A 26,768-nucleotide genomic window follows, 5' to 3' on the forward strand; every position below is an offset into this window, starting at 1 on the left:
CTGTTATGATGGGCGCCCTGGGCTCCCCCAGGACAAAGACGCCGTATTTAACCACAAGCGCGTGGCCGAAACCAAAGGCTGCGCCCCCGCCGTTTCCGAGCATGTCCCCAATTATCAAGCAGGTCATCCAACTCAGCGCCGAGGTGCCGTCCGAACTGGGCGGGCAACGCCTCGATCAGGTCGCTGCACAGCTCTTCGACGAGCATTCGCGTTCGCGCCTGGCCGCCTGGATCAAGGACGGCCTGCTCACGGTCGACGGCCAGGTGCTGCGCCCGCGTGACACTGTTTATAGCGGTGCCGTGCTGGAGCTCAACGCCGAGCAGGAATGCCAGGGTGAGTGGGTCGCCCAGGACATCGCGCTGAACATCGTCTACGAGGACGACCAGTTGCTGGTGCTGGACAAGCCCGCCGGGCTGGTGGTCCACCCCGCTGCCGGGCATGCCGATGGCACCCTGCTCAATGCCCTGCTGCACCATGTGCCGGACCTGGCCAACGTGCCCCGTGCCGGCATCGTGCATCGCCTGGACAAGGACACCACCGGCCTGATGGTGGTAGCCAAGACCCTGGAAGCCCACACCAAGCTGGTGGCTCAGCTCCAGGCCCGCACCGTCAGTCGCATCTACGAGGCCGTGGTGGTCGGCGTGATCACCGCCGGCGGCAAGGTCGATGCCCCCATCGGTCGTAGCTCCCAGCAGCGCCAGCGCATGGGCGTGGTGGCTGGCGGCAAACCGGCGGTCAGTCATTACCGTGTGCTGGAGCGCTTCCGTTCGCACACCCATGCCCGGGTCAAGCTGGAAACCGGGCGCACGCACCAGATCCGCGTGCACATGTCCTATGTGAATTTCCCGCTGGTGGGTGACCCCGTCTACGGCGGCCGCTTCCGTATTCCTCCGGCCGCCAGCCAGACGCTGGTCCAGACCCTCAAGGACTTCCCCCGCCAGGCCTTGCATGCCCGCTTCCTCGAGCTGGACCACCCGGTGACCGGCGCGCGCATGAAGTGGGAGTCGCCGCTGCCCGACGATATGGTCTGGCTGCTCACCCTGCTGCGCCAGGACCACGAGTCCTTCAACTGATGAATGACTGGCTGACGCCCGACTGGCCTGCACCCGAGCGGGTTCGCGCCTGCGTCACCACCCGTGCCGGGGGCTTCAGCGAGGCCCCCTTCGACAGCTTCAATCTGGGCGATCACGTCGATGACGCTCCCGCTGCCGTTGCCCGCAATCGCCAGCGCCTGGTCGAGACGCTCGGCTGCCAGCCCGCCTGGCTCAGCCAGGTGCACGGCGTGCGCGTGGTCGAGGCCGATCCGACCTGTGTCGAGACGGCCGATGCCAGCTGGAGCTCGACGCCCGGCATCGCCAGCCTGGTGATGACCGCCGATTGCCTGCCTGCCCTGTTCTGCGATCGCGCCGGCACCCGTGTCGCGGCGGCCCACGCCGGTTGGCGCGGGCTGGCCAATGGCGTGCTCGAAGCGACCCTGGATGCCCTGGACCGCCCGGCGGACCAGGTGCTGGTCTGGCTCGGCCCGGCCATTGGCGTCGATGCCTTCGAGGTCGGGCCGGAAGTGCGCGACGCCTTCGTCGCCCAGCACCCGCAAACCGAGTCGGCCTTCCGCCCGAGCCACAACGAAGGCCGGTTGATCGCCGATATCTATGCCCTGGCGCGCATCCGTCTCGCTGCACGGGGCGTCACCGCTGTCTTTGGCGGCGGCTTCTGTACCGTCACCGATCCGCGTTTCTTCTCCTACCGCCGCGCCTCGCGCACCGGGCGATTCGCCAGCCTCGTCTGGCTCGTCGACTGACTTTTCCTCCTGCGGATCGCCGCGCCGACCGTCGTCGACTGACCCCCGTCAAGTCGCGATGGCTTGAATCGCCCAGAATCGTCCTTATCTAGACTTCATCTCGGCGGGCTTCTCGTCTCCGGAGCCTTCATCGCTCCAGCCCGCTCTTTAAAGGAAGGACTGCCCTATGCGAATCGACCGTTTGACCAGCAAGCTGCAACTGGCGCTCTCCGATGCCCAGTCCCAGGCCGTGGGCCACGATCACCCGGCCATCGAACCCTTTCACCTGATCCTCGCCCTGCTCGACCAGCAGGGCGGCTCCATCAAGCCCCTGCTCATGCAGGTGGGCTTCGACATCGCCGCCCTGCGCAGCGCCCTGACCAAGGAACTGGACGGGCTGCCGAAGATCCAGAACCCCACCGGCGACGTGAACCTGTCCCAGGACCTGGCGCGCCTGCTCAACCAGGCCGACCGCCTGTCCCAGCAGAAGGGTGACCAGTTCATCTCCAGCGAGCTGGTGCTGCTCGCCGCCATGGACGAGAACACCAAGCTCGGCAAATTGCTGCTCGGCCAGGGCGTCACCCGCAAGGCGCTGGAGAACGCCATCGCCAACCTGCGTGGCGGCCAGGCGGTCAACGACCCCAACGTCGAGGAATCCCGCCAGGCGCTGGACAAGTACACCGTCGACCTGACCAAGCGCGCCGAAGACGGCAAGCTCGACCCGGTGATCGGCCGTGACGACGAAATCCGTCGCACCATCCAGGTCCTGCAGCGCCGTACCAAGAACAACCCGGTGCTGATCGGCGAGCCCGGCGTCGGCAAGACCGCCATCGCCGAAGGCCTGGCCCAGCGCATCGTCAACGGCGAAGTACCGGATGGCCTCAAGGACAAACGCCTGCTGTCCCTGGACATGGGCGCGCTGATCGCCGGCGCCAAGTTCCGCGGCGAGTTCGAGGAGCGCCTCAAGGCGGTGCTCAACGAGCTGTCCAAGCAGGAAGGCCGGATCATCCTGTTCATCGACGAGCTGCACACCATGGTCGGTGCCGGCAAGGCCGAAGGCGCGATGGATGCCGGTAACATGCTCAAGCCCGCGCTGTCACGCGGCGAGCTGCATTGCGTCGGCGCCACCACCCTGGACGAATACCGCCAGTACATCGAGAAGGACGCCGCCCTCGAGCGCCGCTTCCAGAAGGTGCTGGTGGACGAGCCCAACGAGGAAGACACCATCGCCATCCTCCGTGGCCTCAAGGAGCGCTACGAGGTGCACCACGGTGTGACCATCACCGACGGCGCCATCGTCGCCGCCGCCAAGCTGTCGCACCGCTACATCACCGACCGCCAGCTGCCGGACAAGGCCATCGACCTGATCGACGAAGCCGCCAGCCGCATCCGCATGGAGATCGACTCCAAGCCGGAGGCGCTGGACCGCCTCGAGCGCCGCCTGATCCAGCTGAAGATCGAGCAGGAGGCCCTGAAGAAAGAGGACGACGACGCCGCCCTCAAGCGCCTCGAAAAGCTCAAGGACGACATCGCCCGCCTGGAGCGCGAATACGCCGACCTGGAAGAGATCTGGAAGTCCGAGAAAGCCGAAGTGCAGGGCTCGGCGCAGATCCAGCAGCGCATCGAGCAAGCCCGCCTGGACATGGAGGCCGCCCGTCGCAAGGGCGACCTGCAGCGCATGGCCGAGCTGCAGTACGGCATCATCCCCGACCTCGAGCGCAGCCTGCAGATGGTCGACCAGCACGGCAAGACCGAGAACCAGCTGCTGCGCAACAAGGTCACCGACGAGGAAATCGCCGAGGTCGTTTCCAAATGGACCGGCATCCCCGTCTCGAAGATGCTCGAAGGCGAGCGCGAGAAGCTGCTGAACATGGAGGCCATGCTGCACAAGCGCCTGATCGGCCAGGACGAAGCCGTGGTCGCCGTGGCCAACGCCGTGCGCCGCTCCCGTGCGGGCTTGTCCGACCCGAACCGGCCCAGCGGCTCGTTCCTGTTCCTCGGCCCGACCGGTGTCGGCAAGACCGAGTTGTGCAAATCCCTGGCCGAGTTCCTCTTCGACACCGAGGAGGCGCTGGTACGCATCGACATGTCCGAGTTCATGGAGAAGCACTCCGTGGCACGGCTGATCGGCGCGCCGCCGGGCTATGTCGGCTATGAAGAGGGCGGCTACCTGACCGAGGCCGTGCGTCGCAAGCCGTACTCGGTGGTGTTGCTGGACGAAGTCGAGAAGGCCCACCCGGACGTGTTCAACGTCCTCCTGCAGGTGCTGGAGGACGGTCGCCTCACCGACAGCCACGGCCGTACCGTGGACTTCCGCAACACGGTGGTGGTGATGACCTCCAACCTCGGTTCCGCGCAGATCCAGGAACTGGTAGGAGATCGCGAAGCCCAGCGCGCGGCGGTGATGGATGCGGTGAGCAACCACTTCCGCCCCGAGTTCATCAACCGTATCGACGAGGTGGTGGTGTTCGAACCGCTGGCCCGCGAGCAGATCGCCGGAATCGCCGAGATCCAGCTGCAGCGCCTGCGCAAGCGCCTGGCTGAGCGGGAGCTGAACCTGGAGCTGTCCAGCGAGGTGATGGACAAGCTGATCGCCGTCGGCTACGACCCGGTCTATGGTGCGCGCCCGCTCAAGCGCGCCATCCAGCGCTGGATCGAGAACCCCCTGGCGCAACTGATCCTGGCTGGCAAGTTCGCCCCGGGCATCGCCATCAGCGGCAAGGTGGAAGGCGAGGACATCGTCTTCGTCTGATGCCGTCCAGCCGGAAAGAAAAAGCCCCGCATTGCGGGGCTTTTTAGTGTGCGCGGCCTCAGATGTGCCGGAGCAGCACATCCAGGGACGCGGCCTGGTCTTCGGCAAGGTCGATGATGTGGAAGCCGGCCCAGCTGTGCTGGCCGTCCGCACCCGGGCGGCTCCACAGGCAGTCGGCGCCCAGGCGCACTTCGCTGACGCCCTCCACCGGCGTGGCCGAGACGATGCGGCATTCCCACACCGAGTCGGTGGCCAGCGGCGACTCGCTGAACAGCATGAAGCCATCGGCGGAGAGGTCCACCACCCGGCCCAGGCGCTGGGCGGAGTGCAGGTCGTAAACCTCCAACTGGAGTTCCGTGGCGTGGCGGCTGCTATGTCGACGGTCTTCCATGGGGGCTCCTTAGCTCGGCTCGGCATTGCGGCCGGTGAAACGTTGCAGGACGCGGTAGATGGCGCCCAGGGCGCGGTCCACCAGCGGTGCGTTGTGTTCCGGGGCGATGATGCGTGCCAGCCCCTGTTCCATCTCGCTGGCCAGCAGCGTGATGGGCTTGATGGCGACGCGCTGGCCGCTGTGGTCGACGAACATGTAGTTGCGCGTGGTCGGGCTGTACCAGGACAGCTTGAGCTTGCGCCCCTGGCCCTCCTCGACGAACTCGAACCAGGTGTTGAACTCCAGGCTCTCCAGCTCCTTGACCAGCAACTGGGCGCGCGGCGACAGGCCCGACGGGCGTGCCGGCGCCAGCAGCCCGGCGTCTTCGCCGAGCATTTCGCTGAGCGGGCTCTTGGGCAGGTCGGGGTTGATCTGCGCTGCCAGCTGCGGCTGCTTGCCCTGCACGGCGTGCTGGCACGCCACCAGGTCCTGCAGCAGGCGGCGGATACCGTCCTCGTGGTAGCCACCGAGCAGTTCCAGGCCCTTGCGCAGGTCCTCCAGCAGGGCCACGCGCAGGCCTTGCAGGCGCTCGCGGCCGTTGGCATCCAGCGGTGTGCCACTCCAGGCCAGTTGCTCTGCCACTTCCCGCGAGCGTCGCCATTCCTCGCCACGGTCGCCGTGGCGCAGCAGCACGAAGACCAGCACGTCGCTCCAGGTCTGTTCGAGGAAGTTGCGGATGATGCTCGGCGGTTCGCGCCCGGCCAGCACCTTGGCGATGGCGTCCACCGCCTGCTGGCGCGCGCTGAGCAGCTTGTCGCGGCCCTTGGCCGCCTCGACCGCGCGGCGTTCGCGCAGCTCGACCTTGTGTCGCAGGGTGGCGACGTATTCGTTGAACTCGTCCAGCAGGCTGTCGAACAGCTGCAGGTCGCCGATGAAGCCGTGGATGATCCGCTCCACCACCCATTGCATCTTCGACAGCAGCCCGCGCTCCTCGCCTTCGCCGCCATAGAGCACGCCGGCCTGGGCCATGGTGTTGAGCAGGCGCCGGGCGGGGTGGTGATGCTGGGTGAACAGCGCCTTGTCCTGCAGCGCCACCTTCAGATAGGGCGTGTGCAGGTGGGAAAGGGCGGTCTTGCAGCTGTCCGGCAGGTTGTCGTCGTCGAGGATGAAGTCGAAGAGCATGCCCACCAGGTCGATGACGTCGGCTTCCTGGTCGGAAAGCTTCTGCTGCCCCGGCAGGCTGCTGTGGGTTTCCAGTTGCTGTTGCAGGTCGGCCTTGAGCCCGTCCACCCGCTGCGGCTGTTGCAGGCGCGCGGCGAGTTCATGGGCCGACTGCTGCTGCAGGCGGTTGAGCGCTTCCAGCAGTTCCGCTGCGCTGTAGGTGCGTGTGGCACCCCGCGGGGCGTAGCTGGCGATGCTCGGGGTGCCGCCGAGCAGCGGTGTATCGAGGTTGCGCTGGCGGTGTTCCTCCAGCAGCGCGGCCAGGCCGCTGAACAGGGCACCCGGGTCCAGGGGCGGCGGCGCGCCGAGGTCGGCAGGGGGAGGTGGCAGCGTGGTGGCCGGCGTGGGTTGCTCGTTGCGGGCGGCCGGTGCGGGCTGGCCGTTCACCGCTGCGCTGCGCGCCGGGCTGGGGGCCCGTTGCGCGGTGTATTTGAGGTTGGGCAGCACGCCGGCTTCTATAAGGCGCTTGTTGAGCGCGTCGTAGAGCGTCTCCAGGCCCTGCATCACATGCTGGTCGAAGAGCATGTAGAGGATGGTCTTGATGCGCAGCGGGAAGGGCGTCGGCTCCAGGGCTTCGCGGAAGGCCTGGGCGATGGCCTGGGGACCGAAGGGGTTGCTGTCCTCGCCTATCTTCTTGCCGTTGTTGAGCAGCGCCAGGCGCTGGTCGAGGGCGAACAGCGACTGCGCGCAGCGTGCCTTGACCCGGCTGACCATATTGGTGACCAGCAAGCTCTCTTCATAGGCCTCGTTCTGCACCAGCTCCAGGCGGTCGGCATCCATCTCGGCCGCCGTCTGTTCCGGTTTGAGGGTGCCATCGAGGAAATCGGCGAACTGCTGGGCGATGCGCTGGTGATAGGCGCGTTCGATCTGCGGCCGCTGCTTGCGCACGTCGCGCATGCTGTCGAAGAACAGCGTCTGCACCTGGTTGTTCTCGGCCTTTTCGGCGCATTCGAACAAGGTGTCGTCGACCTGGGCGAAAACGCCGGTCAGGTGTTCCGCCAGCCGGTTCATCACCAGCTTGCGGCAGCTCTGCACCAACTCGCCGAAGCGTGGCTGGATACCACGGCTGGCAAGGATGGTTTGCGGGCGGGAGGAAGGGGGAGGGGTGTCCTGGGTGCTCATGGACTGTCCTGCCGGGGCCGTTTGGCCGGCGCGTCCTGTAGGTGATCTTGAATAGGCACAGATATAGCAGTCGGCCAGACAACTGCAAAGCATTGTATAAATTCGCTTTTCAGGGGTTGACAGCTCGTTCTGGAAACGTAAAATGGCGCGCCTCAGATGCAGCGAACCACGGTTCAAAGCGGATGAGATTGGAAAGTTAGAAGTTCCGCGATAGCTCAGTCGGTAGAGCAAATGACTGTTAATCATTGGGTCCCTGGTTCGAGTCCAGGTCGCGGAGCCAACTTCCAAACGGGGTATAGCGCAGTCCGGTAGCGCGCCTGCTTTGGGAGCAGGATGTCGGGAGTTCGAATCTCTCTACCCCGACCACTCCTTTTTATGGGTCGTTAGCTCAGTCGGTAGAGCAGTTGGCTTTTAACCAATTGGTCGTAGGTTCGAATCCTACACGACCCACCATATCCAGGAATGTCAGGTAGCCATCAGGTTGCCAGGCTTCCTCAAGAAGCCCACCTCTCGAGGTGGGCTTTTTCGTTTCCGGCCTTCCATTCCTGCATCTACGCACTGGCGCCAGACCTCCAGAGTCCCGTGTTCGGGCGGTCGATCGGCTGCTGCGGCGAGTTGCCGCAGGTCCGTACATTCTTTTTGGGTCTGACACCCGACCTCACGGGACTGGTTTTCTCCCGCCTGCCCGTGCCGCTTCGTTGTTTTTCGCCTGTCTACGGCCGGTCTGTCTGCGGACCTGTCGCGTCTGCCTGTGCTTCATCCCCCTCAGTGAATACCCCATCGCTCACATGGTCTTTCCTCGTACCTGCCCCTGGGAAAGACTCCGCTCCACGCAAAAGCAGGCGGAGACGAACCGTTCGTCCCCTTCGGCTCTTTGCACGCTTGCCCAGACGCACTACCGCGCCGGGTGCACGAGAACGGTTCCAGCGGGAGAGGAACTCCCGATTGTGGTTGCGCGATGCAGATGCTGTACGCAGCTGATTCTGGATGCCTCTACATGACCAAGTTGAATGGAATGGCTCGCAGCCTGGAGGGAACATGAGCAACGCAAGCGCAGGGGTGAAAGGCAAGGAGGTCCCGGTGATCCGTGAAGACGCCGCCGACCAGGCCTTCGAGACCCCCGAAACGGTATCCAAGCGAACGTCGGTGCGGCTCACCAACATCCGCAGCAACGGCGAAAGCAAACGCACCGCCAATGACAGCCAGCTGGTCTGGTTCGACAGCGCCCAGTTGGCGACCCGCCGCCCCGACGATGGCATCTTCGTCCGCGTCATCAACTCGCTCTACACCGGCATCGTCCTTTATATGGACAACCTCGCCGAACTGCTCCCCGCCGTCCCCTCGCGGATGCACGTGGTGCTGCGACTGCGTAATGCGGCCGAGCTCAAGGCCTTCCGCGAAGGCCCGCAGTTCGAGGACTTCAAGAAGGGCGTCGCCGCCCGCAACCGCTCCGTCGCCTACAACGACGCCGACGTCCTGGCCGAACTGAGCCGCGACGGCCTGCTCACCTGCTATACCAGCTACGTCGATGATCGCGAAAGTCTGCTGGCCGCCATCGACCTGGGGCTGCGCAGCAACTACCTGTGGATCCTCTTCCGCGACCCCACCAACATCCCGCTGGAGCTGGTGATCGCCTCGCTGCAATCCACCTCCACCGTGCTGATGAAGGAGATCAAGGCGCCCACCGACGTGGATGACGCCATCGTCTCCTACGGGGTGATGGAATACGGCGCCGAAGGGGTGATCTTCTCGCCCCGCGACCACGGCGTGATGAGCGAATTCCTCGCCCGCATGTCCCAGGCGCAGAGCGCCGCCAACCTCAATATCCAGGTCGGCACCGTGATCGAAAGCCGCCCGGTGGGCATGGGCTACCGCGCCTGCATCGACGCTTCCACCCTGTTCGAACCCGACGAGGGCATGCTGGTCGGCAGCACCTCCCAGGGCGGGCTGCTGTGCTGCCCCGAGGTCTACTTCCTGCCCTACATGGAGCTGCGGCCGTTCCGCGTCAACGCCGGCGCCGTGCACTGCTACGTGTTCAACACCGAGAACCGCACCGACTACATGAGCGAGCTGAAGGCCGGCTCGCCGATCATGATCGTCAACTCCAAGGGCCGCGTGCGCCGCGCCGCCGTGGGTCGCATGAAGATCGAGCAGCGCCCGCTGCGCCTGATCGAGGTCGAGTTCCCCGGCAAGGAGCGGGTCAACATCCTCATGCAGGACGACTGGCACGTACGCATCTTCTCCGACGCCGCCAAGCCGCTGAACATCTCCGAGCTCAAGCCCGGCGACAAGGTCCTCGGCTACGTCACCGAGCCCGGCCGCCACGTGGGCATCAAGATCAACGAATCGATCATCGAGAAATAGGGGCGCGCCATGAGCTACGTCAGCAGAGTACTGAGGGAGCGGCGTTTGCTGTTCCCGGCCTCGCGGCGCGGATTGATCGTGCCCATCGACCACGGCCTGACCCTCGGGCCCATCGCCGGCATGACCCACACCGCCGACTTCGAGAAATGGATCGCCAGCGACCACATCAGCGCGGTCATCGGCCACAAGGGCCTGATCGAGCGGCTGATCCTGCGGGACATGCTGCACCCCTCCACCGGGGTCATCCTCCACCTCAACGGCATGGCCAGCATCGCCCCCGAGCCCGACACCAAGATCATGGTGTCGAGCATCGACACGGCGCTGGAGCTGGGCGCAGACGCGGTGTCGATCCAGATCAACTTCACCGAGGACAACTTCCAGCACAACGTCGCCCTGCTCGGCGCCATGACCGACGCCGCCCACAGCGCCGGCTTCCCCATCCTCACCATGCTCTACGACAAGGTCCGCGGGCTCTCCGCCAGTGATCGGCAGAAGCGCCTCAGCCACCTGGTACGGGTGGTGGCCGAACTCGGCTCCGACGCGGTGAAGCTGGCCATGCCCGAATCCGCCAGCGACTGCACCGAACTGGTGGAAACCCACTGCCGCGACATCCGCATCTTCTTCGCCGGCGGCGAACGCACGGAAGACGAACGCCTGCTCGGCCTCACCCGCTCCATCCTCGCCAGTGGCGCGGCGGGGCTCTGCGTCGGGCGCAACGTCTTCCAGCACCCACGCCCCCTCGAACTGCTGCGGCGCCTCGCCGACTGCATCAAGGGCGAAACGGAATACCTCAGTCGCGCCGTTTGAACGGAACTCAACCCCCACGCGATCGCCACAAGCGATCAACCCCGGGAGACAGGTCAATGGAATACCTCGACGACAACGCGGCGCCCATCGGTGCCCGCAACGAATACGTGCTCTCGCCGCTCTGGAAGGACCTCTTCCCCGAGGGGCTGCTGGGCCGGCTCAACGCCAACCCCTTCCTCGTGGCCTGCCGCAACGGCGCGGTCAGCCTCGACCAGCTGCGCCACTTCCTCATCCAGCACCACTATTACTCGCAGTACTTCACCCGCTACCTCTGCGCGCTGATGGGCGGCATCGCCGACCAGGGCGAATTCAAGTCGCTGTCCTGCAACCTCACCGAGGAACTCTCCGGCGGCGACAGCGTGGACATCTCCCACGCCGAGCTGTACCGCCGCTCCATGGACCTGATGTCGGCACCGCCGCGCAGCCGCCCCTTGCTGCCCGGTACCCGCCAGCTCATCGACGGCATGTTCCGCCACTGCCGCAGCAGCGACCCCATCGACGGCCTGGCCGCCCTGTGCCTCGGCGCCGAGGCCATAGTCCCGCTGATCTACGGCCCGGTGCTCGACGCCCTGCGCAGCCACAACGCGCCCCGCGAGGCCGAGCACTTCTTCGTGCTGCACATCGAGGAGGACGAGGACCACGCCATCGTCATGCGCGAGATCATCGACCGCATGCTCGTTGAGCGGCCCTACCTGCGTGCCCGGGTCATCGCCATCGGCGAGGAGATGGTGCACCTGCGCATGGCCATGCTCACCGAACTGGCCCAGGGCCCCAGCAGCCAGCCCCTCGGCGCCGCCAGCACCCTGATGAGCGCCGACGCCCTGCAAACGCTGCGCGCCGACGCCTCCCTCGGCAGCGGCAACTTCCTCGACCGTTGCCTGGCGCTGAGCACCACTCCCGACGAGCCGTTCCTGTTCCTCGACAAGCCCCTGACCCTGCCGCGCGGCACGCCGGTCGGCGCCCTGTCGCTCAATGACCTGCAGCACCACCGCATGGCCCTGGCCGCCTGGTACCTGGAGCAGGGCGTGAAGCCCGGCGACGTGGTTGCGGTCACGGTCGAAGACGGCCTTGCGCCGCTGCTGCACTACCTGGCGCTGACCAGCCTGGGCGCAGCCATCTCGCTGATGAACCCGGCCATGCCGGCCGAGTTCGGCATCGCCTACATGGACGAGAACGGCTTCGAGCGCCTGGTGACCGACGCCGTCACCCTGATCACCAGCGACTTCGCCCGGCAATGGCGCGAAGCCGGCCGCCCGGTACTCGACGTCACCCGCGCCGCCCTCGACCCGGCGCCGCGCATGCCCGCCTGGTGGCCGCTGGAGCCGCAGGACTCCACCCTGGTGATGCTCAGCCACACCTCCGGTACCACCGGCCTGCCCAAGGCGGTGCGCTTCGAGCACCGGCAGTTCTTCATGGGCAAGCGGGCCCGCATCGGGCGCTTCGCCGAAGGCCCGGACGAGCGCTTCCTCAGCGCCCTGCCGCAGTCCCACTCGGCGGCCATCAGCCACCTGGAAACCGCCATCCTCCACGGCATCCCCACCTTCGTCCTCGGCACCCAGCAGGGCGAGGCGCTGCGCGAAGCCATCCAGCGCTTTGCGCCGACCACGGTGGCGGCCTTCCCGCGCAGCTATGTGCTGCTGGTCGAAGGCGGCATCGGCCATGACGAGTTCCCCACCGTGCGCCGCTGGTTCGCCATGGGCGACGCCTCGCACCAGAGCCATATCCGCCAGGTACTCGAAGGCGCGCCGCAATCGCGCTTCATCGACGCCTTCGGCAGCTCCGAGCTGGGCATGGCGCTGTTCCGCAGCGAATCGACCCTCGATGCCGTCGCCGCCCAGCGCTGCATCGGCCGCCCGGTGGACATCGCCGTGGCCAAGGTGCTCGACCCGCACAGCGGCGACGAAGTGAAGCCCGGCGAAGTCGGCCTGCTCGCCGTGCGCTCGCCCACCGTCACCTCCGGCTACTGGAAGCAGCCGCAGAAGACCGTCGACGCCTGGCGCGGCGGCTACTTCCTCACCGGTGACATCGCCTTCTGCAAGGACGGCGAGTTTTTCCAGATCGACCGCGCGGTGGACGTCATCGAGTCGCCCGCCGGCGCCCTGCACACCCTCCAGCTGGAGGAAGCGGCGCAGCAGGTGGAAAGCGTCTGCGACGTCACCGTGGTCGGTGTCGACCCGGCCCGCAGCGGCGGTGTCGGCCTGGTCGCCCTGGTGCTGCCCGACCGCTATGCGGGCGACCCGGCCACCATCGCCTCCCGTGTGCTGCGCACCCTGCACGAGGCCTGCGCCCAGCGCGGCGTGATCGTCGCCGAGGGCTTCATCGCCGTCGCCGTGGTCAGTGACCTGGCGTTCCTGCCGGTCGGCGCCACCGGCAAGGTGCTCAAGCGTCACCTGCGTGGCGTGGCCCAGGCACTGCTGGCCGGGGAGGGTGGGCAACAGGTGCTGCACCTGCTGCGCCCGGCCCTCGCCGATCGCCAACTCGCCGCTGCCGGGCACGGGCTCTGAGCCCCTCGCCGGTTATCCACAGAAGGAATCTCAGCATGACTCAAGCAATCCAGGAGGCCGGCGCACTGGCGTCGGTCCGCCAGCGCCTCGCGGCCGCCGAGGCCGATGGGCAGACCGAATACGAATGCATGGGCCGCGATTTCGTGGTGCATGAGGGGGTGTTCCCGCCGACCCACTTCCAGTCCACCGGCATCTTCACCCGCTACCTGCCCTACCCCCGGGGCGGGCGCCTGCTGGAGATCGGCTGCGGCGCCGGCGTCACCGCCGTCACCGCCGCCCTTGAAGGCTGCCGCGAAGTGGTGGCCAGCGACATCAGCGAGGCGGCCGTGCGCAACACCCGCGCCAATGCGGCGCGGCATGGCGTCACCGGGGTGATGTCGGTCCGCCAGGGTGACCTGTTCAAGGTGCTGGAGGCGGGCGAGCGTTTCGACGTCATCTTCTGGAACTCCAACTTCGTCTTCGTCGAGGCCGAACACGTCTTCGACAAGGCCATCATGCTCGCCTTCTGCGACCCGGGTTACGCCGCCCACAAGCGCTTCCTCGACGAGGCCCCCGAGCATCTGGCCGAAGGCGGCATGCTGCTCATGGGCTTCAGCAGCCAGGGCGATGGCGGTGCGCTGGAGGCGATGCTCGCCGAGCACGGCTACGGATCGCGCCGGGTCGCCTCGGTGACCGGCCAGGGCGCGGGCGCACCGCGCTACGACATCCTCCAGCTCCTGCCGGGTGCGCACGCACCCGCAGGCGCCTGACCGGCAGCGACGGAGCCTCATCGTGAGCACAGGCCAGAAGACCCAGCACGCCGCCGTGGCCATCGTCGGCGGCGGCCCCGTGGGGATGATGCTCGCGCTGTTCCTGGACCACCACGGCGTGCCCGTGGTGCTGTTCAACAGCGAGCGCAACACCCGCTGGCACCCCAAGGGGAACACCCACAACTCGCGCACCATGGAGCACTACCGGCGCCTGGGCCTGGCGGAGGCCATCCGCCGCCTCGGCCTGCCCCTGGACCACCCGCGCGACGTCGCCTACTTCACCCGCCTCAACGCCTGGGAACTGGCGCGCCTGGACATGCCGTCCGAGCGCGAACGCATGGCGGCGGCGCGCAGCGCCGAGGACACCGACCAGGTGCCCGAGCCGCTGCTGCGGGCCAACCAGATGTACGTCGAGCGCTTCCTGCTCGAACACATCCGCACCCGCCCCAACATCCAGCTGCGCTTCGGCTGGCGGGTCAGCGGCTTCGAGCAGGACGCCGACGGCGTGCGCCTGATCGCCGTGGAAAGCGCCAGCGGCGAAGCCATCGAGCACTGGACCGCCGACTACCTGGTGGGCTGCGACGGTGGCCAGAGCTTCGTCCGCCGCACCCTCGGCATCGGCTACCTGGGGCCGGACGGCTCCAGCGGCGGCTTCCTCAGCGGGCGCATGTTCTCCAGCCATGTGCGCATCCCTGCGCTGCACCGCGACATCCTCGCCGGGCGCAAGGCCTGGATGTACAACGTGGTGGCGCCCGATGCGCGCATGCTGCTGATCAGCCTGGACGGCGAGGACGAGTTCCTGCTCATGACCCAGGCGCGCTCCCATGACGAGATGCCCCAGGACGACCGGGTCATCGCCGCCATCCGCCAGGGCATCGGCGCCGAGGTCGGCGTCGAGGTGCTGGCCCACGCCGTCTGGCACGGCGGCTTGGCCCTGGTGGCCGAGCGCTTTTCCGATCGCCGGGTGTTCCTCGCCGGCGACGCCACCCACCTGTTCTCGCCCACCGGCGGCTTCGGCATGAACACCGGCATCGACGGCGCCGCCAACCTCGCCTGGAAGCTGGCCGCCGCGGTGCAGGGCTGGGCCGGTGAAGGGCTGCTGGCTTCCTACGAGGCGGAGCGGCGCCCGGTCACCCTGCGCAACACCGAGGCCGCGCGCCAGCTCACCCAGCGGGTGGGCAAGGTGGAAGTGCCCGCCGCCGTCGAGGCGCGGGGCACCGAGGGCGAGCGCGCCCGTGCCCGACTCGGTGTTTCGTTGCGTGGCTTCCGTGGCCAGTTCACTTCCATCGGTGTGGAGCTGGGCGCGCGCTACGACGGCTCGCCCATCGTCTGGCAGCAAGGCCAGCCGCCCGAGGACGACCCCCTGCATTACCGGCCCAGCACTGTGCCCGGCGGGCGCTTGCCGCACCTGTGGCTGCCGGCAGGCGAGGGTTCGCGACGCTCGGTATTCGACCTGCTCAGCAGTGGCTTCACCCTGCTGCGCAACGGCCCCGATGCGCCGTCGGTGGAGCGCCTGCGCGATGCCGCCGCCGCCCGTGGCATTCCGCTGACGGTGGTGGAACTGCCGGCCAGCGCCCGTGACTGCTACCGCTGCGGATTGCTGCTGGTGCGCCCCGACCAGCACATCGGCTGGCGCGGCGATGCGGTGCCGGAAGACGCCGGCGCGGTACTGGAAAAACTCGTGGGCCACGGCTGTGCCGTGAGCCCGAAGGATGGCCAGGCGCTGGGTAGCGTCCTGGGTGCGGTTGGCTAGATCAACGACCGGGTCACTGACCCGCAAGGAGGATGTATGAGCTCACTGGAAGCCGGCTTCGACACCGGCGAGATGCTGGAACAGGACCTGCAGTCGGACTACGCCGAGGATGCCGAGGAGAACGCGGCGGCCTTCGCCCTGATCGAGGACGACCCCAACCCGCAAGTGGTCAACGGCGAGCCGGAAGGCGCCTCGATCCGCTTCGTGAAGACCGGCGAGACCACCCGTGGCCGCTACCTGATGGCCAAGGTGGAAATCCCCCCGGGCTCGGGCCCGCCGCTGCACGTGCACACCCGCACGGACGAGTGGTTCTACGCCCCCGACGGCGGCGTGGTGATGCTCATGGGCACCCGCACCTACACCGACATGGACAACCCGCCGGACGTCTCCGGGCGCGACACCATCCGCATGATCCCCATGAAGAAGGGCGCCATGGTCTTCGGCCGGCGCAACCACATCCATGGCTTCCTCAACATCTCCGACAAGACCGTGATGATGTGGCTGGTGTGGACGCCGGATACACCCGAAGTGACCCTCAAGGATTACTTCGAATCCATCGCCCGGCCGATCCTCCCGGGCGTCCGTGGCGCACGCAACAACCCCATCGTGCAGCTCAAGGCGGTTAGCGAGGCGCGCGACTACGGAATGATGTTCAGCACCGATTTCTGGCAGTACGCCGAGAAGGTGGAGGAGGGCGAGGCGCCCTTCGGCAAGAACCTGGACGGCCTGATCAGGCTGTTCGAATCCGCCAAGCAGGCGTGAAACACGGGACAACCCAACAAGGAACGAGGTGACACATGAGTATTCTGGCGAACAAGACCGCGATCGTGACCGGGGCCAGCTCCGGCATCGGCTTCGAGGCCGCGAAGCTCTTCGCGAAAGAGGGCGCCAAGGTGGTGGCCGTGGCCCGTCGGGGCGAGGCCCTGGAGCGGCTGGTGGACGAGATCACCGCTGCTGGCGGCGTGGCCGTCGCCCTGGCCGGTGACATCAAGGACGAGCAGTGCGTGCGTGAGTCGGTGGCCCTGGCGGTGAGCCGTTTCGGCGGCCTCGACATCGCCTTCAACAACGCCGGCTCCATGGGCGCCCTGGGCGCGGTGACCGATATCTCCCTCGAAGGCTGGCACGACACGATCGACACCAACCTGACCAGCGCCTTCCTCTGTGCGCGCCACCAGATCCCCGAGCTGCTCAAGCGCCCCGGCGCCTCGCTGATCTTCACCTCGTCCTTCGTCGGCCACAGCGTCGGTTTCCCGGGCATGGCCGCCTACGCGGCGAGCAAGGCCGGGCTGGTGGGCCTGACCCGCACCCTGGCGGCCGAGTACGGCGGCCAGGGCCTGCGCGTCAACGTGCTGCTGCCCGGTGGCACCGACACCGAGATGGGCCGCGCCGCGGCTTCCACCCCGGAGCAGAAGGCCTTCGTCGAGAGCATCCACGCGCTCAAGCGCATGGCGCGCCCGGAGGAGATCGCCCAGTCGGCGCTGTACCTGGCCTCCGATGCCTCCAGTTTCGTCACCGGCACGACCCTGTTCGTGGAAGGCGGCGTGACCATCACCCGCACGTGAACCGGCGGGGGCTTCGCGCCCCCGCCCCAGGAAGCCGACCTCGTTCAGGAACGAACATGAAGAAGCACAACGACTCCCCGTCGCTCGACGCCATCCGGGAGGGCGCAGCCGGCTTCGGCGCCTCCGGCCGTCGCGATTTCCTCACCCGCCTGCTGGCCCTCGGCGCGGGCGCCGGTGCCGCCGGCATGGGCCTGCTGCCCGCCGCCGCCCTGGCCGGCGAGCGCGATGGCCGCCCGGCCCAGCGCCTGGACTACGACTACGTGATAGTCGGCGCTGGTTCCTCCGGTTGCCTGCTGGCCGATCGCCTGTCCGCCACCGGCGCCTCGGTGCTGCTGATCGAGGCCGGCAGCCACCGCATCGACCAACCCAAGGTCCGCGAAGTGGCCCTGTGGCTGCAGAACATCGGCAGCGACACCGACTGGGCCCGCCAGAGCACCGCCCAGGCGCAGCTGGACAACCGCCAGCAGGCCCTGGCGGCCGGCAAGGTGGTGGGTGGCTCCGGCAGCATCAACGCGATGATCTGGCTGCGCGGCGACCCCCGCGACCTGGCCCAGTGGCAACGCCATGTCGGCGGCCCCTGGACTGCCGAGGCGCTGCTCCGCGCCTATGACGACATGGCACGCCCGGTGGGCAGCCCCGGCAGCGGCCCCTCGCGCATCCGCGTCGGCCGCTACGCCGACCCGCACCCGCTCACCGCCGCCTACCTGGCCGCCAGCGGCGACACCGGGCTGCGCACCATCGAACTGAATGCCGGCCGCCCGCTCAATGGCGCCGGGGTCACCGAGGTCAACGCCACCGCCGACGGCTACCGGGTCGGCCCGGCCCAGGCCTTCCTGGTGCCGGCCCTGGCCCGCGCCAACCTCAGCGTGCTGGCCGATGCGCTGATCACCAACCTGATCATCCAGGGCAACCGCTGCCGGGGCGTGCGTGCGCTGGTGGACAACGCCCTGGTGCAGATCCGCGCCAACCGCGAAACCATCCTCTGCGCCGGCACCTGCGAGTCGCCCAAGCTGCTGATGCTCTCCGGCATCGGCCCGCTGGACGAGCTGCGCGCCCAGGGCATCCCGGTGCGCCAGCACCTGCCGGCGGTAGGGCGCAACCTGCAGGACCACCTGCTGCTGAGCCTGCAGTACCGCTCTCGGGTGTTCGTGCCGCCGCAGCTCTCCAACGGCGTGTCGACCATGTCGTACTACAGCAACGGCCCGGCGCACCTCGCCCCGGACGTGCAGGTGGCCGGCATGCAGTACCCCTTCGGCCCGCTGCAGGCGCCGGCCGGTGGTTCCTACACGCTGATCCCCTTCCTCGCCAAGCCGCGCAGCCGTGGTCGCGCGCGCCTGGCCGGCACGGACCCGCGCCAGAACATGCTGCTGGACCCGGGCTACCTCGCCGAGCGCGTCGACCGCGACAACATGGTCTTTGCCCTCGAGCGCGGCCTGGCCCTGGGCGCGAGCCGTGCGCTGGCCGGCTTCAACGGTGGCCTCTACCCGGTCGACCCGCTGCGCACCTACGCCGAGAAGCTCGCCTTCATCGCCCGCAACGCCGGCCCCGGCCTGCACTACACCGGCACCTGCTCCGCCGGCCGTGACCCGGCCAGCAGCGTGGTGGACTCGCGCTTTCGGGTCTGGGGCGTGGACGGGTTGCGGGTGGTGGACGCCTCGGTGATCCCCGAGATGCCGGCGGTGAACATCCACGCCTCGGTGCTCTCGGTCGCCCAGCTCGCCGCGAAGGTATTGGTGGAGGAGCGCCGCTCGCACCCCCACCACGCCACGGCCTGAACCGACGCCCGCGCCCCTGGTGGCGCGGGCCTTCCCAACCCGAACCCGAGGCAACGCCATGAAGACCCTGTTGGCCGAGAAGGCCGAGCTGATCGACAAGAGCGTCGACGCCATGAACACCCACCTGGTGGCGACGGAGCGGCCTCTGCGCGAGAAGGTCGCGCTGACCTGCCGCGTGCTCTTCACCCACGGGCACGACTCTGGTCTCGCCGGGCAGATCACCGCGCGCACCGGGGTTCCGGGGCGCTACCTGACCCAGCGCCTGGGGCTGGGCTTCGACGAGATCACCCCGGCCAACCTGCTGGAGGTGGACGAGGACCTGGTGGTGATGGCCGGCGACGGCATGGCCAACCCGGCCAACCGCTTCCATTCCTGGATCTACCGCGCGCGCCCGGACGTGAACTGCATCGTCCACACCCACCCCATGCATGCCAGCGCGCTGTCGCTGCTGGAGCGCCCGCTGAAGGTGGCGCACATGGACAGCTGCATGCTCTACGACGAGGTGTCCTTCCTCGCGCGCTGGCCGGGTGTGCCGGTGGGCAACGAGGAGGGCGAGCTGATCGCCTCGGTGTTGCAGCACCGCCGCGCCGCCCTGCTGGCCCACCACGGCCTGGTGATCGCCGCCCGCAGTGTCGAGGAAGCCTGCGTGCTCGCCGTGCAGGTGGAACGCACCGCGCGCATGCAGCTGCTGGCCGAGGCGGCGGGGGAAATCTGTGACATCGACCCGGCCCTGGCCCGTGAGGCCCGTGACTGGATCCTCCAGCCCACGCGCAGCCGCGCCACCTTCGACTACTTCGCCCGCCGCGCCCTGCGCGAGCTGCCCTTCTGACCCTTCACTTTCTTCACGAGGTTTCCGCCATGCAGCCATCCCTGCTTTCCAAGAACGCCCTGGTCACCGGGGCCTCCCGTGGCATCGGCAAGGCCACCGCCCTGGCCCTCGGCGCCGCCGGCGCCTATGTGCTGGTGCACTGCAACCGTGGGGTCAACGAGGCCCACGGCGTGGTCACCGAGATCCGTGATCGGGGCGGCCGCGCCGATGTGCTGGTGGCCGATCTCGCCAGCGCCGAAGGGCCGCGCATCCTCGCCGCCGAGGTGGGTGAGCGCGTGCGCCGCCTGGACGTGCTGGTGGCCAGCGCCGGCATCGCCCAGACCGCGACGCTGGAGGAGACCCGCATCGAGGACTTCGATCGGCTGTTCGCGGTCAACGTGCGCGCGCCGTTCTTCCTGGTCCAGCAGCTGCTGCCGCTGCTGGGCGAGGGCAGCAGCCTGGTGCTGATCTCCTCCCTGGGCGCGCGCTCGGCGGTGGGGGACATCCCCGCCTACGCCGCCACCAAGGGCGCGCTGGACACCTTGGTACTGCACTTCGCCCAGGCGCTCGGCGGGCGCGGCATCCGCGTCAACGGCCTGGCCCCGGGGGTGGTGGACACCGAGATGTCCAGCTTCGTGCGCAGCGACGAGGGGCGCGACTTCGTGCTCGGTATCCAGGCCCTGCAGCGCATCGCGCAGCCGGAGGATATCGCCGACGCGGCGTTGTTCCTGGCCTCCGACGCCTCGCGCTGGATCACCGGGGACATCCTCAGCGTCGACGGCGGCACCAAGCTGTAACCACGGGCCGCCAGGGGTAGACACCATGAACATGAAGACCGAACTGCCCGCCACCGGGCTCGCTGCCCACGGCGGCACGTCGAGGAACCTCGAACTCGACCGGCTGCGCGCCATCGCCGTGCTGCTGACCTTCTACGTCCACCTGTACCAGGTGTTCTACCCCTGGACCTTCACCATGCACTACCCCAAGCCCGAGTCGGTGCTCGACCTGTTCGGCAACGCCTGGGCCGGGGTCGACCTGTTCTTCGTGATCTCCGGCTACATCATCTCGCGCACCCTGCTGGAACAGCTGGACGGGTTGCGCAGTGGCGTGCAGCGGGCGGCCTGCATCCGCGCCTTCTATGTGCGCCGGGTGTTCCGCATCCTGCCGGTGGCCTGGCTGGTGGTGGCGCTGGTGATGCTGTTCAGCCTGTTCCTCAACCAGGGCCAGTACTTCGCCCCGCCGGTGTACAACGCCCAGGCGGCGCTGGGCATCTTCACCTACACCTTCAACTTCTGGCTGCCGGACAACAAGATCGCCGGCGGCGTGCCGCTGGCGCCTTACTGGAGCCTGTCGGTGGAGGAGCAGTTCTACCTGTTCTACCCGCTGTTCCTGCTGCTGCTGAAAAGCACCCGTGCGCGGGTGATGGCTCTGGTGGGCGGCTTGCTGCTGGTCAGCCTGGTGCTGCGGCCCTTCAGCCTCTCCGACCCGATGAAGGTGTTCTTCTTCACCCAGACCCGCTGCGACGGACTGATCTATGGCTGCCTGCTGTACCTGGCCACCACCCAGAGCTGGTTCGAGGCCATCCGCGTACGTGCCGGCCGCCATCGTTACGCTGGGGCGCTGGTGGTGACGCTGCTGGCGCTGGTGCTGGGCAGCGTCACCGCCATCGGCTTCGGCAACACCCTGGCGGTGCCGGTGGTCTGCGCGCTGTCCCTGGCGCTGGTGTTCATGGCCGCCTGCGAGGGCAACCTGATCGTCTTCCCGCAGCCGCTGCAGTGGGTGCTGGACTACCTCGGCAAGCGCTCCTACACCTTCTACCTGGTGCACATCCCGATGTTCTACCTGACCCTGGAGCTGATGTTCCGCTACACCCGCAGCGAGGGCATCGCCATCACCGACGCGCTCTGGCCGCAGTACACGGTGCTGATGCTGGTGCTGGTGTTCGGCGCCACCGAACTGATCCACCGCACCGTGGAGAAACCCATGATCGCCCTCGGCAAGCGCATCACCGAACGCTCCCGCCTGCCCGCCGAACCGGCCCCACAAGCCCTGGCCCCCACGCCGGCCCCGTAGGTCGCCGGCGCGGCGCCGGGTTGGGTAGGGTGGATGACGCTTCACCCATCCACCGGGCGGGGGCGGGTTTCAATGCAACGCTTCGGGCATAACGGCGTGCCCTGTTCGACCCCGCCTGGTGGAGGTAAAGAGCGACCTCCACCCTACACAGCGGTCACCTCCACGCGGGGCTCGGAGGACCTTTGTAGGGGCGACTTCAGTCGCCCAGCGGCGCGCAGCGCCGCCCTCCTGTAGGCGCGAATTCATTCGCGATCAGGCGTCATCCTGGGCACCCAGCTCCCCCGCCTTCCACATCCTGTACCGCTCCGCCATGCACACCGCGCAGGGCCGGTAGCCGGCGCTGAGCGCCGTGGCTTCGTCGAGAAAGAACACCCGCTGTGCCCGGTAGCCACCCCGGGCCAGGGCCTGCAGGGCGCTGCGGCAGTCGAGGCGGCCGTAGAGCTTGTTGCGGCGGTGGCCGCCGAGGGTGCCGGGGTGGTTGCTGGCGAAGGGGCGGCCGTCGGCGCCGATCAGGGTCCAGGTTCTGTCCGGCATGGCTCAGTGCCTGGCGGGGAAGTCCAGCTCCAGGCTCAGGCGCTGGCCGCTGCGCACCCGGCTGGTGCCGTGCTTGAGGCCGGCACCGTAGAGTTGGCCGAGGCTGTTGCGCACCGGGCGGCGACCGGTGCTGAAGAGCACCGCGTCGCCCTGGCGCAGGGGCAGCACCGTGGCGCGCGACTGCATGCGTGGGCGCTGTTCGGTGACGACGAATTCGCCACCGCTGAAGTCCTGCCCCGGGCAGGACAGCAGGATGGCGATGCGCAGTGGCAGGGCCGTGCCGTTGTCCTGGCGCAGGTTCAGGTAGTCGCCGGCTTCCAGCCGGCACAGCTGTGCATCGACTGTGATGCCCTGGAGTGGGTAGCGGTGCGCTTCACCCAGGGCTTCGTTCCAGCGATTGGCCAGGCTGGCGAGCTCGGGAGGGTACGCGTCCGCGAACGACGTGCCGGGCGTGGCGATCCACTCGCCACGGCCGGGCTCCGGGGGCGCTAGGCCGGCGCCTTGGGCTTCCGCCAGCCTGCGCCAGTGCTGCACCGCGCCTGCATCCAGCAGGCCGGGCAGCAGGGCGTAGCCGTCGTCTTCCAGGCTGCGGGTGAGCGCCGGCCAGTCCAGCGTCATGGCTGGGCCACGGCCTGCTTGCTGCGAGGGGCTGCGCTGGCACTGGCGGCCTTGGCCGGCTTGGCTTCGCGCAACAGCAGTTCGCGTTTGCGGTCGATGCCCCAGCGGTAGCCGGAGAGATCGCCATTGCGCCGCACCACGCGGTGGCAGGGGATGGCCACCGCGATGTGGTTGGCACCGCAGGCCTGGGCCACCGCACGCACCGCCTTGGGCGCGCCGATGCGTTCGGCGATGTCGGTGTAGCTGACGGTGGTGCCTGGCGGGATGTCCCGCAGGGCTTTCCACACCCGCTCCTGGAACGCCGTACCGCGCACGTCCAGGGGCAGGTTGAGGCCCAGGGAGGGCGCTTCGATGAAACCGACCACCTGGGCCACCAGGCGTTCGAAGTCGGCGTCGCCACCCACCAGCTGGGCCTTGGGGAACTGGTCCTGCAGGTCACGCACCAGTTCGTCCGGGTCGTCGCCCAGAAGGATGGCGCAGACCCCGCGCTGGCTCTGGGCGACGAGGATGGCCCCCAGCGAGCACTGGGCCACGGCGAAGTGGATCGAGGCGCCGGCACCGCCATCGCGGTATTCGCTGGCGCGCATGCCGAGCAGCTGGTCCGAGGTTTCGTAGAAGCGGCTGTTGGAGTTGAAGCCGGCGCCGTAGATGGCGTCGGTCACCGAGGTGCCGACATCGCTGAGCTCCTGGCGCAGGCGGCGCGCGCGGTAGGCCGAGACATAGGCCTTGGGGGTCAGCCCGGTTTCGGTCTTGAACACCCGGTGGAAGTGCGAGGGGCTCATGCCCGAGCGCTGCGCCAGCTGGTTGAGGTTCAGCGGCGTGTCGGCGGCCTCGATGGCACGGCAGGCCTCGGCTATCAATGAGGTGCGTCGGGCCGCGGTGCTGGTGCGGTCGCCGGCCAGGCTGCGGCTGGCGCGATAGCCGGCGGCTTCGGCGGCGGCCGGGTTATCGAAGAACTCGACGTTCTTGCGGTTGGGCAGACGGGTCGAGGAGCTGGGGCGGCAGTAGACGCCGGTGGTCTTCACCGCGTAGACGAACTGGTCGTCGGCGGCGCTGTCGCGGGCGATGACGGCTGCCCAGCGTTGATCGTCCGTGAGGTAGAGAGCGGTTTCGTGCGGGTTCCTGCTCATGGTGGCTATCCAGAAGTACCGTTGACTATTGCAGGTTAAAACCGAATTCAAACGCAAGAACTCCGGTTCTTGCGTTCGAATCCACCGTGGCTCCGCCGAGGCGTTCCGATGCGGGCGGAGGGGGCGCTGGAGGGTATAGATGATGAGCCTCTCCAGCGTCCAGCGCTGCGCGTTCGGTCAGAACAGCGCGGCGGTCTGCGGCTCGGCGGCGAGAGGGCGCAGGGCCTTCTCGTGCTCCAGCAGCCAGCGCTTGCGCTCCAGGCCCCAGGCGTAGCCGCGCAGTTCGCCGTTGGCGGCGATCACCCGATGGCAGGGAATGACCAGGGCAACGGGGTTGGCGGCATTGGCGGCGCCAACGTCGATGGCGGCGCGCGGGTCTTCCAGGCCCAGCTCGCGGGCCAGCTGGCCATAGCTGCGGGTGGTGCCGGCCGGAATGCGCCGCAGGGCCGCCCAGACCTGAAGCTGGAAGGGCGTGCCGGTGGGCTCGATGACGAGGTCGTCGAGGGCATCACCGTCGCCTTCGAAATAGCGGCGCAGGGCTGTGGCTATCTCCTTGGGGGCGGGGATTTCCGGGAGGTCCCTGGGGCTGGGGCGGTCCTTCAGCGAGCGGGTGAGCTGGCGCTTGTAGTCGGCGAAGCCGAGGGCGCAGATGCGGCGTTGTTCATCGGTCACCAGCAGCAGCTCGCGCAGGGGCGAGCTCAGGCGGCTCATCATCAATGTCATGGCAATCTCCTTATCGCAGTCGAGTGACGCTGTGGGGGCGCAGCAGGAAGACTTCCCCGCTGTCCAGGTGCAGCTCGGTCCGGCCCGAATCGTCCGTGTGCCAGCGGGCCTGCCTGGCATCCACCAGTGCCTGGAAGGCACTGATCACCCGCAGGCGCGCGGCCGGGTCACCGGTCGTCGTTCCAACCGCCAGCGTGCCGGCTTCGAACGACGGCAGGGTGCCGCTCTCCCAGGGGTGAAGTGGCATGGTCAGCCCACCCTGTGGGGGCTGTGCGTGAAGGGTGTGTTCATCGTCGTGGCCTCAGCTGGCGTCGTGGAAGATCAGCCCCAGGGTGCGGCGCTGGCCGCTTCTGACGAGGCTGACGCCGTGGCGCGTGGCGGCGCGGCGGAAGCCACCGCGTTTACCGGGCACGGGGCGCAGGTCCACTGGGAACAGCACCGCGTCGCCCTTGCCCAGGGGCACCACTTCCGCCCGTTGCTGGCCGGCGATGTTCTCGGTGAGCACGAATTCGCCGCCGCTGAAGTCCGCATCCGGCGCCGACAGCAGGATCGCCAGCTGCAACGGGAACACGTGCTCGCCGTACAGGTCCTGGTGCAGGCGGTTGTAGCAGCCCGGCCCGTACTGCAGCAGCAGGGGCGTGGGGCGGCGCTGCCCGGCGCGGTGGCAACGGGCGAGGAAAGTGTCGAACCGCGCGGGGTAGCGGGTGTCGATGCCCAGGCGCTGGTTCCAGCGGTTGGCGATGGCCGCCAGCGGCGGGTAGAGGCGGTGGCGCAGGCGCCCGAGCAGGGTGGGCAGTGGGTAGGCGAAGTACTTGTACTCACCCCGGCCAAAGCCCTGGCGCTCCATGACGATGCGCGAGCGGAAGCCTTCGTCGCGGCTGTAAAGCGAAGCGAGCTGGGCGCAGGCGGCGTCGTCCAGCAGGCGCGGGATCAGGGCACAGCCATGGGCCTCCAGCTCGGCTTCGAGGGCTTGCCAGTCGAGGCGCTCGAGGCGTTCCAGCGCAGCATCGGGCATGGGGTGTTCGAGGGTGGCGAGCGCGGTCATGGCGTGGAGAAATCCCCGGCGCTGAAGGACAGGCCCACCCGCGCCAGCCGCGAGACGGGGGCGAGGGGGTGGAGTTCGGAGAACAGGCAGGTTTCCGGTTCTTCCTGCTGGTTGCACACCTGCTCGATGCGTTCGAGGAAGCGCGCCAGGTGCGGCGAGGGCTCGCTGTCCGGGCGCAGCAGGTAGGTGGTGAGCACCGAGTCGGGCACCGACAGCGCGCGGGTGACGATCTCGCTGCCGGGCAGGTAGCTCTGCTCGGTGCCACAGATCAGGGCGACCCCGTAGCCGGCCGACACCAGGGCCTGCATGGTTTCGCGGGAGATGTATTGCTCGACGATGTTCAGCGAGGCCTCCTCGGCTTCGCTGAGGTTGGCCTTGAGCATGCGGCTGATCTGCTGGTGCTGGCCTTCGTGGACTTCGGGGTGGCTGAGGATTAGCGGGTGGCGCGCCAACTCCTTGAGCGGGATCTTGCGGTGCGACAGCAGCGGGTGGCGGGCGGGCAGGGCGGCGACCAGGGGGTCGCTCCAGATCGGCCGTACGCACAGGCCATCGATGGCGTTGTCGGTGCGCGCGAAGCCGACGTCGTAGCTGTGGTCGAGCATGCCCTTCACCTGTTGGGCGTGGCTCACCTCGAACAGGCGTATCTCCATTTCCGGCTCTTCCTGGCGGCAGCGCGCCAGCAGGTCGGCGAGTTTTTGCGGGGCGATGCCGTCGGAAACCGCGACCCGCAGCGTGCCGCGAAAGCCCATGGCGACGCCGCGCATGTCCATCCGTGCCTGCTCCAGGGCGGCGAAGATGCGTTTGGTGTTCTCTAGAAAGACGGTGCCGGCCCAGGTCAGTTGAACGCCCCGCGGGTTGCGTTCGAAGAGCAGGGTGTTGAGGTCCGACTCCAGCTCCTTGATGGCCCGCGACAGGGGCGATTGCTCGATGTGCAGGCGCGCCGCGGCGCGGGTGAAGTTCAACTCCTCGGCCACGGCGAGGAAATAGCGAAGATGACGTAGTTCCATGTATGAGTCTCTCCTGTCTGTCATCGACCCTGGTTCCGGGCCGTGCCCGGGTTGCTGCGTTCCTCCAGCCCTTA

At 68.1% G+C, this 26,768-nt stretch carries 23 protein-coding genes and 3 tRNA genes; 17 read left to right on the forward strand and 9 right to left on the reverse strand.

The features are described from left to right. Positions 1-101: 101 nt before the first annotated feature. The 3 genes from rluD (at position 102) to clpB (ending at position 4,529) form a co-directional block, all read left to right on the forward strand. Entirely contained in the window at positions 102-1,073 is a 972-nt protein-coding gene (gene rluD / locus PI990_RS05750) for a 23S rRNA pseudouridine(1911/1915/1917) synthase RluD (protein WP_442969317.1), read from the forward strand. Continuing rightward, entirely contained in the window at positions 1,073-1,798 is a 726-nt protein-coding gene (pgeF, locus tag PI990_RS05755; protein WP_271660062.1) for a peptidoglycan editing factor PgeF, read from the forward strand. The genes rluD and pgeF overlap by 1 nt, the downstream gene beginning before the upstream one ends. A 166-nt stretch (positions 1,799-1,964) precedes the next feature. After that, a complete protein-coding gene (gene clpB, locus PI990_RS05760; protein WP_271660063.1) occupies positions 1,965-4,529 on the forward strand; it encodes an ATP-dependent chaperone ClpB in 2,565 nt (854 codons plus the stop codon). 58 nt (positions 4,530-4,587) lie between these two features. Here clpB and PI990_RS05765 read toward each other — a convergent pair whose 3' ends face one another. Beyond that, entirely contained in the window at positions 4,588-4,920 is a 333-nt protein-coding gene (locus tag PI990_RS05765) for a PilZ domain-containing protein (protein ID WP_021219353.1), read from the reverse strand. 9 nt (positions 4,921-4,929) lie between these two features. Beyond that, positions 4,930-7,242: a DUF1631 domain-containing protein gene (locus PI990_RS05770; RefSeq protein WP_271660064.1), complete on the reverse strand. Its 2,313-nt coding sequence runs from the start codon at positions 7,240-7,242 to the stop codon at positions 4,930-4,932. A gap of 204 nt (positions 7,243-7,446) precedes the next feature. Here PI990_RS05770 and PI990_RS05775 point away from each other — a divergent pair. The 14 genes from PI990_RS05775 (at position 7,447) to PI990_RS05840 (ending at position 21,637) form a co-directional block, all read left to right on the forward strand. Beyond that, a tRNA-Asn gene (locus PI990_RS05775) sits at positions 7,447-7,522 on the forward strand. Positions 7,523-7,531: 9 nt separating this feature from the next. Then, a tRNA-Pro gene (locus PI990_RS05780) sits at positions 7,532-7,608 on the forward strand. A gap of 11 nt (positions 7,609-7,619) precedes the next feature. Continuing rightward, positions 7,620-7,695 (forward strand) — tRNA-Lys (locus PI990_RS05785). Between the two features lie 585 nt (positions 7,696-8,280). Beyond that, positions 8,281-9,606, forward strand: a complete 1,326-nt coding sequence (locus tag PI990_RS05790) for a 3-dehydroquinate synthase II (RefSeq protein ID WP_271660065.1) — start codon at positions 8,281-8,283, stop codon at positions 9,604-9,606. A gap of 9 nt (positions 9,607-9,615) precedes the next feature. Further along, positions 9,616-10,413 carry a class I fructose-bisphosphate aldolase gene (locus PI990_RS05795; protein ID WP_037022255.1) on the forward strand — a complete coding sequence of 266 codons (798 nt, stop codon included), beginning with the start codon at positions 9,616-9,618 and terminating at the stop codon, positions 10,411-10,413. Positions 10,414-10,469: 56 nt separating this feature from the next. Beyond that, a complete protein-coding gene (locus PI990_RS05800) occupies positions 10,470-12,917 on the forward strand; it encodes an AMP-binding protein (protein ID WP_271660066.1) in 2,448 nt (815 codons plus the stop codon). 35 nt (positions 12,918-12,952) lie between these two features. After that, positions 12,953-13,666, forward strand: coding sequence for a class I SAM-dependent methyltransferase (locus tag PI990_RS05805; RefSeq protein ID WP_271660067.1), 714 nt, complete (start codon positions 12,953-12,955; stop codon positions 13,664-13,666). Positions 13,667-13,688: 22 nt separating this feature from the next. After that, positions 13,689-15,419 (forward strand): FAD-dependent monooxygenase, encoded by a 1,731-nt coding sequence (locus PI990_RS05810; RefSeq protein ID WP_271660068.1) that lies wholly within the window; start codon positions 13,689-13,691, stop codon positions 15,417-15,419. A 36-nt stretch (positions 15,420-15,455) separates the two neighbouring features. After that, a complete protein-coding gene (locus PI990_RS05815) occupies positions 15,456-16,181 on the forward strand; it encodes a cupin domain-containing protein (RefSeq protein ID WP_021221812.1) in 726 nt (241 codons plus the stop codon). A gap of 35 nt (positions 16,182-16,216) precedes the next feature. Then, positions 16,217-16,981, forward strand: coding sequence for an SDR family oxidoreductase (locus tag PI990_RS05820; RefSeq protein WP_021221813.1), 765 nt, complete (start codon positions 16,217-16,219; stop codon positions 16,979-16,981). 56 nt (positions 16,982-17,037) lie between these two features. Further along, on the forward strand, positions 17,038-18,756 hold the full coding sequence (locus PI990_RS05825; protein ID WP_271660069.1) for a GMC family oxidoreductase: 1,719 nt from the start codon (positions 17,038-17,040) through the stop codon (positions 18,754-18,756). Positions 18,757-18,814: 58 nt separating this feature from the next. Beyond that, positions 18,815-19,585, forward strand: coding sequence for an aldolase (locus PI990_RS05830; protein WP_442969318.1), 771 nt, complete (start codon positions 18,815-18,817; stop codon positions 19,583-19,585). A 29-nt stretch (positions 19,586-19,614) separates the two neighbouring features. After that, positions 19,615-20,361 (forward strand): SDR family NAD(P)-dependent oxidoreductase, encoded by a 747-nt coding sequence (locus PI990_RS05835; protein WP_021221816.1) that lies wholly within the window; start codon positions 19,615-19,617, stop codon positions 20,359-20,361. Positions 20,362-20,386: 25 nt separating this feature from the next. After that, positions 20,387-21,637, forward strand: coding sequence for an acyltransferase family protein (locus tag PI990_RS05840; protein ID WP_184488614.1), 1,251 nt, complete (start codon positions 20,387-20,389; stop codon positions 21,635-21,637). A gap of 252 nt (positions 21,638-21,889) precedes the next feature. Here the strand turns inward: PI990_RS05840 and PI990_RS05845 are convergent, their stop codons facing one another. From PI990_RS05845 to PI990_RS05875, 7 genes are all read right to left on the reverse strand, one after another. Then, positions 21,890-22,171 carry an Ada metal-binding domain-containing protein gene (locus tag PI990_RS05845; RefSeq protein ID WP_271660070.1) on the reverse strand — a complete coding sequence of 94 codons (282 nt, stop codon included), beginning with the start codon at positions 22,169-22,171 and terminating at the stop codon, positions 21,890-21,892. Between the two features lie 3 nt (positions 22,172-22,174). Continuing rightward, positions 22,175-22,789 carry a 2OG-Fe(II) oxygenase gene (locus PI990_RS05850; RefSeq protein WP_271660071.1) on the reverse strand — a complete coding sequence of 205 codons (615 nt, stop codon included), beginning with the start codon at positions 22,787-22,789 and terminating at the stop codon, positions 22,175-22,177. Further along, positions 22,786-23,919 carry a bifunctional DNA-binding transcriptional regulator/O6-methylguanine-DNA methyltransferase Ada gene (gene ada, locus PI990_RS05855; RefSeq protein WP_184488616.1) on the reverse strand — a complete coding sequence of 378 codons (1,134 nt, stop codon included), beginning with the start codon at positions 23,917-23,919 and terminating at the stop codon, positions 22,786-22,788. The genes PI990_RS05850 and ada overlap by 4 nt, the downstream gene beginning before the upstream one ends. A gap of 177 nt (positions 23,920-24,096) precedes the next feature. Next, positions 24,097-24,642 (reverse strand): methylated-DNA--[protein]-cysteine S-methyltransferase, encoded by a 546-nt coding sequence (locus PI990_RS05860; RefSeq protein ID WP_271660072.1) that lies wholly within the window; start codon positions 24,640-24,642, stop codon positions 24,097-24,099. Between the two features lie 10 nt (positions 24,643-24,652). Then, positions 24,653-24,889 carry a hypothetical protein gene (locus PI990_RS05865; protein ID WP_271660073.1) on the reverse strand — a complete coding sequence of 79 codons (237 nt, stop codon included), beginning with the start codon at positions 24,887-24,889 and terminating at the stop codon, positions 24,653-24,655. A gap of 54 nt (positions 24,890-24,943) precedes the next feature. Continuing rightward, positions 24,944-25,657: a 2OG-Fe(II) oxygenase gene (locus tag PI990_RS05870; RefSeq protein ID WP_271661267.1), complete on the reverse strand. Its 714-nt coding sequence runs from the start codon at positions 25,655-25,657 to the stop codon at positions 24,944-24,946. Between the two features lie 26 nt (positions 25,658-25,683). After that, entirely contained in the window at positions 25,684-26,694 is a 1,011-nt protein-coding gene (locus PI990_RS05875) for a LysR family transcriptional regulator (protein WP_271660074.1), read from the reverse strand. Positions 26,695-26,768: the final 74 nt, after the last annotated feature.

It is taken from the genome of Pseudomonas sp. TUM22785 (assembly GCF_028198105.1).
Classification (GTDB): Bacteria; Pseudomonadota; Gammaproteobacteria; order Pseudomonadales; family Pseudomonadaceae; genus Metapseudomonas; species Metapseudomonas solani.